Below are 14,939 nucleotides of genomic sequence, written 5' to 3'. Positions count from 1 at the left end.
ATCGGCTTCCGCCCGGCTGCTCGGGCTCTCGCGTCCGCGGTCGCGTGCACCCGTGGAGGCGCGCTCAGCCCTCTTCGCGCGGACCGACCTCGAGGATCCGGAAGCCCTTCGCGCTCGCGACCTTCTGCACAGTGCGTCCGGGCAGCTGGCCGTCGAGCCATGCGGCCAGGGGATCCGCGCCGAGGTTCCTGCCGACCACGAGGCCGGCCGTCCCCGGCGCGGAGAGGCGCCCGCACCAGCGCAGCAGGAGGTCGTGCAGTTCCTGCTTGCCGATCCGGATCGGCGGGTTCGACCAGATGGTGTCGAACAGCAGCTCGGAGGGGACGTCGTCGGGCGCGGCGACATGCACCTGCAGGCCCAGTCGCTCGGCGTTCTCCGCGGTGACCTCGCGGGCGCGCTCGGAGACGTCGACCGCCCAGACCTCCGCATCGGGGTGGAGCAGTGCGGCGCTGAGCGCGATCGGCCCCCAGCCGCAGCCCAGGTCGAGGATCCGCGCCCCTGCCGGCACCGGGGCGAGCGTGTCCAGGCGGTCCAGGAGCACCGCGGTCGCCTTGTCCAGTCCGCGTGCGGAGAACACCGCGCGGGAGGTGACCAGGTCCCGCTCGGCGCCGGCGAGCCGCGCGGTCAGCGGCAGGCGGGAGGCGTCGGTCGCGCTGGTGGGGGAGAAGTAGTGCTCGGACACGGACACAGCGTACGCATCGGGCCCACCCGGACCACGTCCGTCGGTGCGCCCTGGGCATAAATCTCTCGCCCCGCGCGCCGGGGCGTGGGATTCTTGATGCTCACGATCCGCCTCACGGCAGATCCTCGCAGCACCCCGTCCGACGCACCCCACAGGAAGAAGGCCGCCACCGTGCCGATCGCTTTTCACCCGGACTCCGAGAACGCCCCCGCGCAGGAGCACGGCGGCGAGGAGGTCGCCGGAGCGGACGAGCGCACGAGCAGCGACCCCCTGACCCGTCGGATCCTCGCGCGCGGCGACGCCTCCGTCTCCGCCGTCACCTACGCCTCGGACACCGACGGCGAGCAGCTCGACCTCGCCGACCGCCGCGCGCTGCGCCGCGTCGCGGGCATCCGCACGGACATCGAGGACGTCACCGATGTCGAGTACCGCCAGCTGCGCCTCGAGCGCGTGGTCCTCGCCGGCATCTACACGTCCGGCAACTCCGAGGACGCCGAGAACAGCCTGCGGGAGCTCGCCGCGCTCGCCGAGACCGCCGGCTCCGAGGTGCTCGACGGCGTCATGCAGCGCCGCCAGCACCCCGACCCCGCGACCTTCCTGGGCAAGGGCAAGGCGGCCGAGCTCGCCGAGATCGTCACCGAGACCGGTGCGGACACGGTCGTGGCCGACGGGGAGCTCGCGCCCAGCCAGCGCCGCGCCCTCGAGGACATCGTCAAGGTCAAGGTCGTCGACCGCACGGCGCTGATCCTCGACATCTTCGCCCAGCACGCCAAGTCCCGCGAGGGCAAGGCTCAGGTCGAGCTCGCACAGCTCGAGTACCTGCTGCCGCGCCTGCGCGGCTGGGGCGAGTCCATGTCCCGCCAGGCCGGCGGGCGCGTCGCCGCGGGCGGCGCCGGCATGGGCTCCCGCGGACCCGGCGAGACGAAGATCGAGCTGGACCGCCGTCGCATCCGCACGCGGATGTCCAAGCTGCGCCGCGAGATCAGGGAGATGGCTCCGAGCCGCGAGGCCAAGCGCGCCGACCGTCATCGCCGCGAGGTGCCGGCCGTCGCGATCGCCGGCTACACCAACGCCGGGAAGTCCTCGCTGCTGAACCGGCTCACGAGCGCCGGCGTCCTCGTGGAGAACGCCCTGTTCGCGACGCTGGATCCGACGGTCCGGCGGGCCCAGACGCCCGACGGCCGCGAGTTCACCTACGCCGACACGGTGGGCTTCGTGCGCCATCTGCCCACGGAGCTCGTCGAGGCGTTCCGCTCGACGCTCGAGGAGGTCGGCGACGCCGACCTGCTGCTCCACGTGGTCGACGCCTCGCATCCAGATCCCGAGGGTCAGATCCGGGCCGTGCGCGGCGTGCTCGCCGACATCGACGGCTTCGACGTCCCCGAGATCATCGTGCTGAACAAGGCCGACATCGCGTCGCCCGAGACGATCGCACGCCTGCGCAGCCTGGCGGGGGAGTCCGCCGTGGTCTCCGCGCGCACCGGCGAGGGCGTCGACGAGCTGCGCGACCTCATCGCCGACCGCCTCCCGCGGCCCGCCGTCGAGATCGACACCGTCGTGCCGTACACGCGCGGCGACCTCGTCTCGCGCGCGCACTCGACCGGGGAGATCCTCGACGAGGAGCACCTGCCCGAGGGCACGCGCCTGCACGCGCGGGTCGACTCCGCGCTCGCCGCGGAGATCCGGTCGCTCGTCGGCGCCTGAGGCCGCGACCGAGGGGCTGTGCCAGAGGGCCGCGCCCGAGGGCGTCGGCTCCTCCCTGGCCGACGTGACGAGTCCCCTCCGCGGGCACCGACGCGCCTCGGCGATGCGCGCACGGCCCGCGGCTAGGGTGGGCCGGTGCCTGCCGCCCGTGAAGCCTCCGCGTCGCCGATCGCCGATCTCGACGTGCTCATGGAGGCCGCCGTGGAGGGCCTGGAGGGGACGCGCCGCGAGGGACAGACCCGGATGGCGAGCGCGGTCGACACGGCGCTCGAGGGGCAGCGCCACCTGCTGGTCCAGGCCGGCACCGGCACCGGCAAGTCGCTCGCGTACCTCGTGCCCGCTCTGCGCCACGCGGTCGTGACGGGACGGCCGGTCGTGGTCTCCACGGCGACCATCGCCCTGCAGTCGCAGATCGTGCGCAAGGACCTCCCGCGCATCGTCGAGGCGCTCGCCCCCCACCTCCCGCGCACACCCACGTTCTCCCTGCTCAAGGGGCGCGGGAACTACCTGTGCCTGCACAAGATCGACGGCGGCTACCCGAGCGACATCGACCCCGGGGCGCTCTTCTCCCAGACCGCCGCCGATCCCGCGAGCGGCTCCTCCGAACGCCTCGGGGAGCAGGTGAAGCGGCTGCGCGAGTGGTCGGCGCTCACCGACACGGGCGACCGCGACGACCTGGACATGCCGGTCTCCGACCGCGCCTGGCACCAGGTCTCGGTGACCGGCTCGCAGTGCCTGGGAGGGCACTGCCCGCTCGTGGACCAGTGCTTCGCCGAGCGCAACCGCGCCGTCGCCCGCGAGGTCGATCTCGTGGTCACGAATCACGCGCTGCTCGCGATCGACTCCTTCGACAACCACGGCATCATCCCCGACCACGATGCGGTGGTCTTCGACGAGGCGCACGAGCTCACGTCCCGCGTGACGAGCGCCGTCACCGACCAGCTGACCGTGGGCATGGTGCGCGGGGCCGTCCGCGAGCTGCGCGGGCTCGGCGTCGCCGCGACCGCCCTCGACGACGCCGGCGAGGAGCTGAACACGGTCCTTCCCGAGCTGCCCGACGGGAGGGTCATGGGCGCCCTGCCCAGCGCCGCCGCCGATGCGCTCGTCCACCTGCGCACTGAGGCCCGGGGTGCCCACGCCGACGCCAAGGACGCCGGCGGCGACGCCCCGACGGCGGCAGGCGCCCGCAAGGCCGTGCGCGCGAACCTGCAGGAGATCGTCGACGTCTGCGAGCGCCTCACCGCGCCCGACGAGGACGACGTCGTCTCGGTCTCCCACTCCGAGCGCACCGGGCGCTCGAGCCTCCAGGTCGCCCCGCTGGATGTCGCCGGCGCCATGCGCGGACGCATCCTCGAGGACACCACCGCCGTGCTGACGTCCGCGACGCTCGCCCTCGGCGGGCGCTTCGAGCCGCCCGCCCGCGCCATCGGCCTGGGCTCGCGCCGACGCATGGACGCCGAGGACGTCCCCCCGCTCGAGGACCGCAGCGCATGGGCCGGGATCGATGTGGGCAGTCCCTTCGACTATCGCCGCCAGGGCATCCTCTACGTCGCCTCCCACCTGCCCGCGCCGGGCCGCGAGGGCCCGTCGCTCGCGATGCTCGATCACCTCACCGAGCTCGTCGAGGCCTCGCGCGGCGGGGCGCTCTGCCTGTTCTCGTCGAGGCGGGGAGCGGAGGCTGCGGCCGAGCACGTGCGCGCGCGTCTCGACCTGCCCGTCGGCCTGCAGGGGGAGGACTCCCTGCCCCGGCTCGTCGAGCAGTTCCGCGGTGAAGACACCGCGAGCCTGTTCGGAACCATCGGGCTGTGGCAGGGCGTGGACGTGCAGGGACGCACGTGCCGACTGGTGACCATCGACCGCCTGCCGTTCCCGCGCCCCGACGATCCGCTCACCTCCGCACGCTCGGAGCGGGCCGACGCGGAGGGCGGCAGCGGATTCATGCAGGTCTCGGTGCGCCATGCCTCGCTGCTGCTCGCGCAGGGCGCCGGTCGCCTGATCCGCTCGCACGAGGACCGCGGCATGGTCGCGGTGCTCGACCCGCGTCTGCGCACCAAGCGCTACGGGGCCGTGCTGCGCGAGGCGATGCCGCCGCTGTGGCCGACGCAGGATCCCGAGGTCGCGCTCGCCGCCCTCGGACGACTGGCCCGCGCGGGGGACTGAGCCCGCAGGAGCCGAGCGCGCGCAGGGGATCGCAGGCGCGAGCGTCGGGGGCGGGAGGAGCGCGTCAGACGGCGCGCAGCACCGCCACGACCTTGCCGAGGATCTCGGCGTGGTCGCCCAGGATCGGGGCGAACGCGGGGTTGTGCGGCATCAGCCAGACATGGCCGTCGCTCTGGGCGAAGGTCTTGACCGTCGCCTCGCCGTCGATCATGGCCGCCACGATCTCGCCCTTCTGCGCGACCGGCTGCGAGCGCACGACGACCCAGTCGCCGTCGCAGATCGCGGCATCGACCATCGAGTCCCCGACGACCTGCAGCAGGAACAGCTCGCCGTCGCCCACGAGCTGCTGGGGCAGGGTGAAGACGTCCTCCACCTGCTCCTCCGCGGTGATCGGGATGCCCGCGGCGATCCGGCCGACGAGCGGCACGCTCACCGACGCGGAGGCCGCGGCGGCGCCGATCGACTCGACGGGCGCGAGGGTCGGCTCACCGGCGTCGTCGGGCAGCACGACCTCGAGCGCGCGCGGGCGCTTCGGATCGCGGCGCAGGAATCCCTTGCGCTCGAGCGCCTGGAGCTGGTGCGAGACGGAGGAGGGGGAGGTGAGGCCGACGGCATCGCCGATCTCGCGCATGGTCGGCGGGTAGCCGTGGCGCTCGATGGCGGCGGTGATGGTCTCGAGGATCCGTCGCTGGCGCGCGGTCAGGCCGTCGTCGGTCAGGTCGGGACCAGAGGTCGTCGGGGTCATCTGCGCGGCTCCTCGCTTCGTCTGTCCCACCCCTGCGTTTCAGTGGGACTCGTCGCTCAGCCTAGGCGTCGGGCGACCTGATTCCAAACATGTGTTCGAGGAAGGTCTTGCGTGTCGCGCACGGCGGGCCTACAGTCGTACACGTATTCGATCGAACAGGAGTTCGGACAATGGCCACCATGCTTCCCCTCCCCACCTCTTCGGCCCACGCCGGGCAGGGTTCTGCTCGCAAGGGTGTTCGACTGCAGCTCACCCGTCGCGGCCGCATCCTGCTGGCCGCCGTCGCGTTCCTCGCGGGCATCCTCGTCGCCCTGCTGGGCGTCCTGGTCCTCGGTGTCCCCTCCGCCTTCGCGGGCGATCCGCAGGAGCCTGTCACCGTGACCGTGGAGGCGGGCGACACGCTCAGCGACTACGCCGAGCAGTACGCCCCCGCCGGTGAGGACTCCCAGGACTTCGTGCGCGAGATGCGTTCGCTCAACGGCCTCTCGAGCCCCCGCATCACCGAGGGGCAGTCGCTCGAGCTCCCCGAGGGCAGCGTCGACGCCGCCTGATCCGCCGGGGCGCTGCGGCGGGAGCGCCGCGGGCCCTCCCTCGGCCCTCCGGTGCGCCCGGTAGGCTGGAGGACGTGCACTGCCCGTTCTGCCGCCACCCCGATTCGCGCGTCGTCGACTCGCGCACTGCCGACGACGGCGCCTCGATCCGGCGTCGTCGCCAGTGCCCGAACTGCTCGCGCCGCTTCTCCACGATCGAGACGGCATCCCTCGCGGTCCTCAAGCGCTCGGGAGTCAGCGAGGCGTTCAGCCGCTCCAAGGTGATCTCCGGAGTGCGCAAGGCCTGCCAGGGCCGCCCGGTGAGCGACGACCAGCTGGCCGTTCTCGCCCAGCGGGTCGAGGAGACCATCCGCCAGAGCGGCCAGGCCGAGGTCGACGCCCACGCCGTGGGCCTCGCGATCCTCCAGCCCCTGCGCGAGCTCGACGTGGTCGCGTACCTCCGCTTCGCGAGCGTCTACCAGGACTTCGACTCCCTCGACGACTTCGAGTCCGCGATCTCCGAGCTGCGTCAGGACGCCTCCGCGGGCAGCGGCGGCGCCTCGTCCTGAGCCGCGGAGCGGCCCGTCGGCCCTCGGGTCCGAGGCACGCGAGCCGCTGGATTCGTGGCGGATCCGTGTCGATCGGTGGAAAACGGTCCGAAGCACGGGCGTCATGCCCTTAAGATGTTCAGGGCGCGCCCAGCGGGCGCGCCGCCGACCGGCGGTCGTGGAGGGGAAGCCACGGCCGCCGGTCTTCTCATGTCCGGGGTGAGGACTCGGCCTCGGTGCCGGTGAGGCCCACCGGGAGCTCCCGCGCGTGCACCACGTCCAGTCGCTGGGTCGCCCGGGTCATCGCGACATAGAGGTCTCCGGCGCCTCCCTCGGAATCGGCGAGGATCTCCGCGGGCTCCACGAGGACCACCCCGTCGAACTCGAGTCCCTTGGCGTCCTGCGGGGTCATCACCGCGATCGGGTCGTCGATGCCGCGGCTCCCGGTGCCGATGCGGCCCAGGGCGTCCCGTGCCCGCAGCGCGCGCACCACGTCCTCGAGAAGTCGTCCGGGGGTGAGGACGACGAGGCGCCCGATCGCCTCGGACTGCTGCGCGGCGACGGCGTCGGCCACCGCCTCCGGCAGCCCCGCCTCGTCCCCGGAGTGCAGGAGCACGGGCCAGTCGCCCTCGCGCACCGAGGTGACGTCGGTGATCGGGAGGTCGCGGGACTCGGCCACGGCCTGCGCCACGTCCATGATGCGACGCGGCGTGCGGTAGTTGACGCTCAGCGGCTCGACCTCGAGACGGTCCTCGACGTACGGGGCGAGCGCCCGCTCCCACGAGGAGGTCCCCGCCGACGACGAGGTCTGCGCGACGTCGCCGACGATGGTGAACGACTTCGAGGGGCACCGGCGCATGAGCGTGCGCCACATCATCGCCGAGAGCTCCTGCGCCTCGTCCACGACCACGTGCCCGTAGGTCCAGCTGCGATCCTCCGCGGCCCGTTCGGCGAGCGTGCGGCCGTCGGAGGTGCGGTCCATCCGGTCCGCGAGGTCCTCGTCGCGCACGATCCCCGAGGTGTCGATGTTCTCGATGACCTCGCGCGCATAGCTGAGATCCGCCTCGCGGCGTCGTCGGGAGCGCTCGGCATCCGCCTGCTGGGCCTGATCGTCCTCGCCCAGCAGCTCCGCGACCTCGTCGAGCAGGGGCACGTCCTCGATCGTCCACGGGGCGTCCTTGGCGCGCACGAGGACGTCGAGATCCGCGCCGGCGAGGGAGCGCGGCGCGGCCGCGCGCAGCCGCTCGGGATGCGCGAGCAGGACCCGCAGGAACGACTCCGGGGTGTACGGCAGCCACGCCAGGTTCAGCGCGCGGCGCACCTCGGGATCGCGGCGCAGGTCGTCGAGATACCCCGCGCGGTCCTCGGGGATCACGGTGGTCCCGCGGCGGGAGAGCTCCGCCTCGTACTGCTGGACCAGCCGGTCCAGGGCGGCGCGCACGAACACGGCGCGCGCGGCGTTGTGGGGCTTGTGGGTCGAGCGCGCCTCGCGCCGGGCGTCGGCCAGGATCTTCCGGGTGATCCTGAGGGGCGTGCCGTCGATGGCCAGCTCGAGATCCCTCTCCGGCACCAGCTGACGCTGCTTCACCGCGCGCGAGAGGAGCTCGGCCATTGCGGGGGCGCCCTTGAGGCGCGCGACCTCGGGCGCATCGTGCAGCGTCGTCTCCACGCCCGGGAAGAGCCCGCCCGGGGTCGACATCACCACGCCGGACTCTCCGAGGCTCGGCAGCACGCGCTCGATGTAGCGCAGGAAGCCGCGCGTGGGGGCGACGATCAGCACGCCCGAGTGCTCGAGGCGGCGGCGATGGGTGTAGAGCAGATAGGCGGCGCGGTGCAGGGCGACGGCGGTCTTGCCCGTGCCGGGCCCGCCCTGGACGACCAGCACCCCGCGGTTCGAGGAGCGGATGATGCGGTCCTGCTCCGCCTGGATGGTGGCGACGATGTCGCCCATGCGCCCGGTGCGCTGCGAGGAGACGGCGGCCAGGAGCGCGCCCTCGCCCTGCAGCACGACCTCCTCGCCCTCCGCGCCCTGCGCGAGCATGGACTGGTCGAGCACGTCGTCCTCGAGCCCCACGACGGTGCGCCCCTGGGAGATGAGGTGGCGGCGCAGGCGCACGTCCAGCCGCTCGAGGCTGGTCGCCTGGTAGTAGGCGGCCGCGGCCGGAGCGCGCCAGTCCACGAGGAGCTGCTCGCGCTCCGGGGTGAACAGGCCGATGCGGCCGATGTAGTGGCGCTCGCCCTCGTCCGTGTCGAGCCGGCCGAACACGACGCTCGAGCTCACCGTGCGCAGCAGCGCGAGCCGGTCCTCGTACAGCGCCATGAACGCGTCCCGCTCGGAGCGGTTCTGATGGGTCGCCGCGTCCTGCGACCCCTGGACCTCGTCCAGGCTGGTCTGGATCTGCGCCATGAGCTCGTCCACGCGCGCGTACAAGCGGTTCGCGTAGTCCTGCTCGAGGGCGATCTCACGGGCGACGTGCGCCTCCTCGCTCGCCGGCGCATCCGGCCGGGGTTCTGCTGGCTCCACGGGGCGTCCTTCCGGTGGCCGCGCGCACGAGGGGGTGCCGCCCTGATCCTGTGCGCGCGATGACATGGCGATCCATTATGGTGGAACGCGTCGAACGCGGGGAAAAGCCCTGCTCGACGGCGACTGCGAGGAGCGAGGTGCATCGATGCGTGACCCCCGTGACCTCTACGCCTACGAGTCCGCAGATGTGATCGCGGCGGTTCCCCGCGGACGCCTGACCCTCGTGCACGCCCTCCCCGGCCTCGTGGACGCCGGCAACTCCTGCCGGATCGCCTCGACCTACCTCAAGGATTCCCTGCGCCACGTGCGGATCGTGACGTTCGACGTCGACGAGCTCGTGGACTACCGGGGCTCCCGCCCGCAGGCGGTGTTCGACGGCGCGGTCTACACCGAGGTGACCGTTCCCGAGATGTCCCTGTACCTCATGTACGACGAGGGCGACCGCCCGTTCCTCTACCTCGACGGCCCCGAGCCGGACCTGCAGTGGCGCCGCCTCAGCCAGGCCGTGATCGACCTCATCGAGTTCTTCGACGTCGAGAAGGTCGTGGGCATGAGCGCGATCCCGATGGCCATGCCGCACACGCGGCCGATCGCCATGATCACCCATGCCAACGACCCCGACCTGATCCCCGCGCACGAGCCCGAGCAGGGCGGGGAGATCGTGGTCCCGGCCTCGTTCGGCGCGCTGCTCGAGCACGAGCTCGGCAAGGCCGGACACCCAGCCATCGGCTATGCCGCGCAGATCCCTCACTACCTCACGCGCACCGACTTCCCGGCAGGCGCGCTCGCGCTGCTGCGTCGGGTCAGCGAGGGCGCGGGCCTGGACATCCCGCTCGTGGACCTCGGAGACCTCACGGAGGCCGCGGGCGCGGCGCTCGAGAGCACCCTCACCGACAACGAGGAGGTCCTCAGCATGGTCGCGGCCCTCGAGGAGCAGTACGACGCGCAGTCCACCGAGAGCGACGGCGTCTTCAGCACCACGATGGACCTGCCCACCGGCGAGGAGCTCGCGGATCGCTTCGAGCGCTTCCTCGCCGGCGAGGAGGACGACGGCCCCGGCGGCGGATCGGGGCGGGGGCCAGGCTCCGGCCCCGAGGTCTCCTGAGGACGGGCCTCCGCCGCACCGGCGACCCGCCGTCCATCGGTCATCGCGCGCCCTCGGCGCACGCAGCAGCGCATCATCGCAGGACACAGGGAGTGACGCTTTCCATGGCAGAGAGCACCGTGCAGGGCACCGTGAAGTGGTTCAACGGCGAGAAGGGCTACGGCTTCATCGAGGTCGACGGGCCCGGGGCCGACGTCTTCGTGCACCACAGCCGCATCGACATGGACGGCTACCGCACCCTCGCGGAGGGCCAGAGGGTCGAGGTCGACGTGGTGCCCGGCGAGAAGGGGCCGCAGGCCGAGCAGGTCCGCCCGCTCTGAGATCCGGTCCTCCTCCTGGGAGGCGCCGGCCCATCGCGCATCAGCCCTGCGCAGCGCCCTCGAGCACCGTTCCGGGGGCGGCGATCCGCGCCGCGTCCTCCCCGGCGGCCAGCCGCACCGCCACCGGGTCCGAGCGCAGCGCCCGGTCGAGCGAGGCCGGCAGCGGCGCGTCGGAGGCGAGCAGCACGCAGTTCCCGCGCCGTCTGCCCTTGAGGTGGGCCGGCTCGGCGATCGCGCCGACGTGCGCGAACACGCTCGAGAGCGTGGTCAGCTCGTCGGCGAGCAGACGGGATCCCGGGCGGGAGGCGCAGTTGGCCAGGTAGAGGCCGTCGTCGGCGAGCACGCGGCGGGCGTGGCGGGCGGCCTCGACCGAGGTGAGCGAGGCCGGCGTGCGATCTCCCGCGAAGACGTCGCGGGTGAGCACGTCGAAGCGGTCCTCGCGCCACTCCTCGAGCGCATGGGCGGCGTCGTCGACGCGGATCCTCAGCTGCGGGGAGCGGGGGAGGGAGAACCAGGTCCGCACGTGCTCGGCGAGGAGCGCGTCGAGCTCCACGACGATCTGACGGGCGCGCGGCCAGTCGTGGGCGAGCGTGCGCGGCAGCGCGCACCCGGCGCCTCCCAGATGGGCGACGGCGAGTTCGGGCCCGCGCCGCGAGGAGCCGGCGCCGTCCGCCCCGTCCCCGGCGCGCCTCTCCAGGATCCAGCAGCGCATCGCCGTGCGCATCCACCGCATGTACTCGAACACCAGATGGTCCGGATCGGGATCCAGGTGCGAGGAGGGAACGCCGTTGACCAGGAGCAGCACCGATCCGTCGGATTCGACGACGAGCTCGGCGCTGCCCGTCGAGATGGGGACGGCCTCGCCGACTGGCCCGAGACCGGGGAACGGCGCCTCCGAGGAGCTGCGGCGACGGCCGCGGGGTGGTGGGGTCACCCGGACACTCTAGAGCCGGGAGCCCCGCGCATCGGCCTCCGCGCGCGCAGATCCGGAGCGGACTGCGCGAGCCGCCCGTCGGCCCTCCCCAGACGCCCTCCGTCCACAGCGCCGACGCTGCCGCGTCGGATGTCGGTGCATCCGCCTAGCGTTCCCACCATGACCACGCACACAGCGGAGCTCGTCCATCTGGATCAGGATCTCGCCGCCCTCGAGAGGGCCGAGGCGATGCTCGCCCGCGCCCAGGAGCTCGCCGGGACCGACCCGCGCGCCTCCTACGAGCTCGTGCATCGTGCGGCCCTGCGCACCGCCGGCGTCCTCGTCACCCGGGCGAACCGGGCCCGGCGGCGCAAGCTGCCGCTGAACGTGTGGACGGCGCTCGACCGCATGGGCGGGGAGCGCCGGCGCTGGGCGGAGGACGCCTCGCGCTTCGTGGTCGAGCGCGACCGCCTGGACCGCGACCAGCGCGCGACCCCGGACCCCGTCCTGCTGGCGCTGCACCGCGAGGGGACCCGCGCACGCATCGCCCAGGTCCGTGAGGAGCTCCTGGCCTCCCTCGCTCCCACGGAAGCGGTCGCCCTCGCCGGGTGAGGTCGGGGATCCGGCACGGCCGGTGCGGTCCGCGCCGTCGGCGGCCACGGTGTCCGGGCCCGCTCGCGTCGATCGGGGAGCCCGGTCCGATGGCTCCTCCGGGACCCGACTAGCATGGTGCGCTCCGGCCCGCGCGCGCGGCCCGGGGGAGGAGCAGCGGAGGGAGCGCGGATGTCGGGCACGGAGGGCTGCACGATCCTGCACCTGGACATGGATGCCTTCTTCGCCTCCATCGAGATCCGCGACGACCCCGCCCTGCGGGGTCTGCCCGTCGTCGTCGGAGGAGCGGGATCGCGCGGCGTCGTCGCCGCGGCGAGTTATCCGGCGCGCGAGCGCGGCATCCGCTCCGCCATGCCGATGGTCACCGCCCGCCGCCTCGCACGGGACCTGGTCATCGTTCCGCCGCGCATCGACCGCTACCGCGAGGTCTCCGCGCAGGTCATGGACCTTCTCCGGGAGGTGACACCCGCGATCGAGCAGATCAGCGTCGACGAGGCCTTCCTCGACATCTCCGGCGCCCGCCGCCTGTTCGGGTCGTCCGAGCAGATCGCCCAGCGCCTGCGCACCCGCATCCGCGAGGAGCTCGACCTGCCCAGCAGCGTCGGAGGGTCCGTGTCCCGGGCGGTCGCGAAGATCGCGTCCGCCCGCGCCAAGCCCGACGGCATGCTGATCGTCCCGTCCGAGCAGACCGCCGCCTTCCTCTCGCCGCTGCCCGTGGGCGTCATCTCGGGCGTCGGTCCCAAGGCGCAGCAGGCCCTCGAACGGCTCGGGGTGCGCACCGTCGGCCAGCTGCGCGACATCCCCGCGGGGGCGCTGCGTCGGGCCGTCGGCCCCCAGGCGCCCATGATCGCGCGGCTCGCGGCGGGGGAGGACCGCACAGGGCTGGGCACACGGGTGCGCGATCGCAGCGTCGGCACCGAACGCACCTACGAGGAGGACCTCGTGGACCCCGCCGAGGTGCGTCGCCGCCTCACCCTCATGGCCGACGAGGTCTCCCACAGCCTGCGCCGCAGCCATCTCGCCGCGCGCGCCGTCTCCGTCAAGCTCCGTTCACCGGACGGCACCACCATCACCCGCTCGGCCACGATGGACCAGCCGACGGCGAGCGGGGAGCGGCTTCGCGAGCACGTGGTCGCCCTCTGGGAGAGGGAGGTGCCCCGGATGCCGGCGGTGCGTCTGGCCGGGGTGCGGGCGGAGCGCCTGCAGGAGACCAGCGCCCAGCCCGCGGCGGCCGAGCTCTCCGGCCGCGGAACCGGGTGGCAGGGCCTTGAGAGCGCGATGGACCGCGCCCGCGACCGCTTCGGCTCGGGAAGCCTCTCCCGCGGATCGACCCTCCGTGCGCCGGACGGAACCCCGTCGGACGGAGCGCAGCAGGACGGACCCCGGGACGACGCGTCCGGGACGTGAGAGGGAGAGTGTCAGGCGTTGGGCCGACGAGTTCCCAATCTCCAGCGGGCGGCAGTATCCTTAGTGGATCGACGATGGGGCTCGAGCCGCCCACGTCGATCGCGTTCAGCCGCAGGGAACACGGCACGGGACAAGGAGCCGGAACGATGCCGCTTTCGGAGCACGAGCAGAAGATGCTCGATGAGATGGAGCGTCAGCTCTTCGCCGACGATCCCCGGCTCGCCCGCGCCTTCCGCTCCGGCGCCCAGGACCGTCGCGACCGCCGGCGCATCGTCCTCGGCCTCGCCGGAGTCGTCGTCGGACTCGGCGTCCTCGTGCTCGGGGTCTCCCTGAACTTCATCTGGCTCGGCGTCCTGGCCTTCCTGCTGATGCTCGCCGGAGCCGTCTACGCCGTGACCTCGCCGCGCAGCCGCCCGGGAGGCCCGGCCGCCGATCAGGGCGACGGGGGCGAGCAGCCCCGGCAGCCCGAGAACGGCGGCAGCGATTTCATGCGCCGCATGGAGGAGCGCTGGGAGAAGCGCTCGGGGGACGACCCCCGGGGCTGAGCGCTCCGCTCTCCTCCACGCCGCACCACCGCTTCACCAACCCACGACCCCGAGCCCTCGGCCCGGGGTCGTCGTCTGTCCGGGCCCTGCCACTGGGCACCGGGGCACGGGCCCCTCGGTGAGCGTGCGTGCCCGCCCCGCGGGCTCCTCCTCGGCGCTCCGCCGCCTCCCTCCGCCCCGTACGACCGCGCCTCTCCGCCTCGCGTGATCGCGTCCCTTCGCTGCGCGTGACCGCCCCGTTCGCCGCGCGCCTCCACTGCGCTCCCCGCGGACTCCTCCACTCCGCTCCCCGGGGTCCCTCCACTTCGCCCCACGCACGGTCCCGAGTGTGCCCCGGCCTCCGATCGCAGGCCGCACCGGGGCAGTGACCTGCGCGCTTGCTGAACGCACTCCCAGGGTCCGATGGCCTCGCCAGGCACGGACACGCCCCGGAGCGGCTCGGCCGCACGATTCCACTCCACCCCGCTCCACCCTTCTGACCTGCTCTGATACTGCGGATCCGTGGTGGATTCGGCGAATGGGTAGCGGGATGTGGTGAGTTGTGGGGTAAAGTGGGGCGTGCAGGAGGGAGATGGTGATCCCTCGTCGAGAAAGGGGGCGCGGATGTTCCTCGGAACCTTCACGCCCAAGCTCGACGACAAGGGCCGCCTGATCTTTCCCGCGAAGTTCCGGGACGAGCTCGCCTCGGGCCTGGTGATGACTCGGGGACAGGAGCACTGCATCGCGGTGTACCCCCTGGCCGAGTTCCGCCAGAAGCTCGAGGAGGCCAGGCGGGCTCCGACCACGGATCAGCGCACGCGCGACTACCTGCGTGTGCTGCTCTCCGGGGCGGAGGACGTCATCCCGGACAAGCAGGGCCGCATCACGATCCCCGGCCAGCTGCGCACCTATGCGGGCCTGGACCGGGAATGCGCCGTGATCGGCGCTCTGGACCGTCTCGAGGTCTGGTCGCTCCCCGCGTGGGAGACCTACCTCGAGCAGAAGGAGGAGGGCTTCGCCCAGACCGCCGAGTCGGTGGTCCCGGGCCTGTTCTGAGGGACTCCGTCCCGCGAGACCTCTCGTCGCTCCCGCCCCGACGCAACTTCCCCGGTGGCGGGTCGGGAGCGACGAGGAATCCCGCCGGACGGCACCACGAGCAGCACGC

Annotated in this window: 14 protein-coding genes; 10 read left to right on the top strand and 4 right to left on the bottom strand. The window is 73.1% G+C overall.

Annotation, left to right across the window (positions count from 1 at the left end):
• Positions 1–64: 64 nt before the first annotated feature.
• Positions 65–682, bottom strand: a complete 618-nt coding sequence (locus M4486_RS08280) for a class I SAM-dependent methyltransferase (protein WP_249480697.1) — start codon at positions 680–682, stop codon at positions 65–67.
• A gap of 96 nt (positions 683–778) precedes the next feature.
• Between M4486_RS08280 and hflX the strand changes: the two genes are divergently transcribed.
• Positions 779–2,386: a GTPase HflX gene (gene hflX, locus M4486_RS08275; protein WP_249480696.1), complete on the top strand. Its 1,608-nt coding sequence runs from the start codon at positions 779–781 to the stop codon at positions 2,384–2,386.
• A 189-nt stretch (positions 2,387–2,575) separates the two neighbouring features.
• Positions 2,576–4,546 carry an ATP-dependent DNA helicase gene (locus tag M4486_RS08270; protein ID WP_249481100.1) on the top strand — a complete coding sequence of 657 codons (1,971 nt, stop codon included), beginning with the start codon at positions 2,576–2,578 and terminating at the stop codon, positions 4,544–4,546.
• A 64-nt stretch (positions 4,547–4,610) separates the two neighbouring features.
• Here M4486_RS08270 and lexA read toward each other — a convergent pair whose 3' ends face one another.
• The gene (lexA, locus tag M4486_RS08265; protein WP_249480695.1) at positions 4,611–5,291 is read right to left on the bottom strand and encodes a transcriptional repressor LexA; all 681 of its coding nucleotides are present in this window, start codon (positions 5,289–5,291) and stop codon (positions 4,611–4,613) included.
• A 179-nt stretch (positions 5,292–5,470) separates the two neighbouring features.
• On the opposite strand from lexA, the gene M4486_RS08260 reads away from it, so the two are divergent.
• Both M4486_RS08260 and nrdR read left to right on the top strand, forming a co-directional pair.
• Positions 5,471–5,842, top strand: a complete 372-nt coding sequence (locus tag M4486_RS08260; protein WP_249480694.1) for a LysM peptidoglycan-binding domain-containing protein — start codon at positions 5,471–5,473, stop codon at positions 5,840–5,842.
• Between the two features lie 74 nt (positions 5,843–5,916).
• Complete coding sequence (nrdR, locus tag M4486_RS08255) at positions 5,917–6,390, top strand: transcriptional regulator NrdR (protein ID WP_249480693.1); 474 nt, start codon at positions 5,917–5,919, stop codon at positions 6,388–6,390.
• A gap of 187 nt (positions 6,391–6,577) precedes the next feature.
• Here the strand turns inward: nrdR and M4486_RS08250 are convergent, their stop codons facing one another.
• Positions 6,578–8,893, bottom strand: a complete 2,316-nt coding sequence (locus M4486_RS08250; protein WP_249480692.1) for a HelD family protein — start codon at positions 8,891–8,893, stop codon at positions 6,578–6,580.
• 145 nt (positions 8,894–9,038) lie between these two features.
• Between M4486_RS08250 and M4486_RS08245 the strand changes: the two genes are divergently transcribed.
• Both M4486_RS08245 and M4486_RS08240 read left to right on the top strand, forming a co-directional pair.
• Positions 9,039–9,998, top strand: a complete 960-nt coding sequence (locus tag M4486_RS08245; RefSeq protein ID WP_249480691.1) for a PAC2 family protein — start codon at positions 9,039–9,041, stop codon at positions 9,996–9,998.
• 104 nt (positions 9,999–10,102) lie between these two features.
• Complete coding sequence (locus M4486_RS08240) at positions 10,103–10,318, top strand: cold-shock protein (protein WP_200501133.1); 216 nt, start codon at positions 10,103–10,105, stop codon at positions 10,316–10,318.
• Positions 10,319–10,358: 40 nt separating this feature from the next.
• On the opposite strand, the gene M4486_RS08235 is transcribed toward M4486_RS08240, so the two are convergent.
• The gene (locus tag M4486_RS08235) at positions 10,359–11,252 is read right to left on the bottom strand and encodes a spermidine synthase (RefSeq protein WP_249480690.1); all 894 of its coding nucleotides are present in this window, start codon (positions 11,250–11,252) and stop codon (positions 10,359–10,361) included.
• A 159-nt stretch (positions 11,253–11,411) separates the two neighbouring features.
• On the opposite strand from M4486_RS08235, the gene M4486_RS08230 reads away from it, so the two are divergent.
• From M4486_RS08230 to mraZ, 4 genes are all read left to right on the top strand, one after another.
• A complete protein-coding gene (locus tag M4486_RS08230; RefSeq protein WP_249480689.1) occupies positions 11,412–11,843 on the top strand; it encodes an SAV_6107 family HEPN domain-containing protein in 432 nt (143 codons plus the stop codon).
• A gap of 171 nt (positions 11,844–12,014) precedes the next feature.
• On the top strand, positions 12,015–13,250 hold the full coding sequence (gene dinB / locus M4486_RS08225; protein WP_249480688.1) for a DNA polymerase IV: 1,236 nt from the start codon (positions 12,015–12,017) through the stop codon (positions 13,248–13,250).
• Between the two features lie 146 nt (positions 13,251–13,396).
• Entirely contained in the window at positions 13,397–13,795 is a 399-nt protein-coding gene (locus tag M4486_RS08220; protein ID WP_239203381.1) for a DUF3040 domain-containing protein, read from the top strand.
• 603 nt (positions 13,796–14,398) lie between these two features.
• Positions 14,399–14,830 carry a division/cell wall cluster transcriptional repressor MraZ gene (mraZ, locus tag M4486_RS08215; protein WP_109275379.1) on the top strand — a complete coding sequence of 144 codons (432 nt, stop codon included), beginning with the start codon at positions 14,399–14,401 and terminating at the stop codon, positions 14,828–14,830.
• Positions 14,831–14,939 lie beyond the last annotated feature (109 nt).

This window comes from Brachybacterium kimchii, from assembly GCF_023373525.1.
GTDB lineage: Bacteria > Actinomycetota > Actinomycetes > Actinomycetales > Dermabacteraceae > Brachybacterium > Brachybacterium kimchii.
Note: the sequence above shows the minus strand (reverse complement) of the source record. Positions and strands in the feature narration are given on the sequence as shown.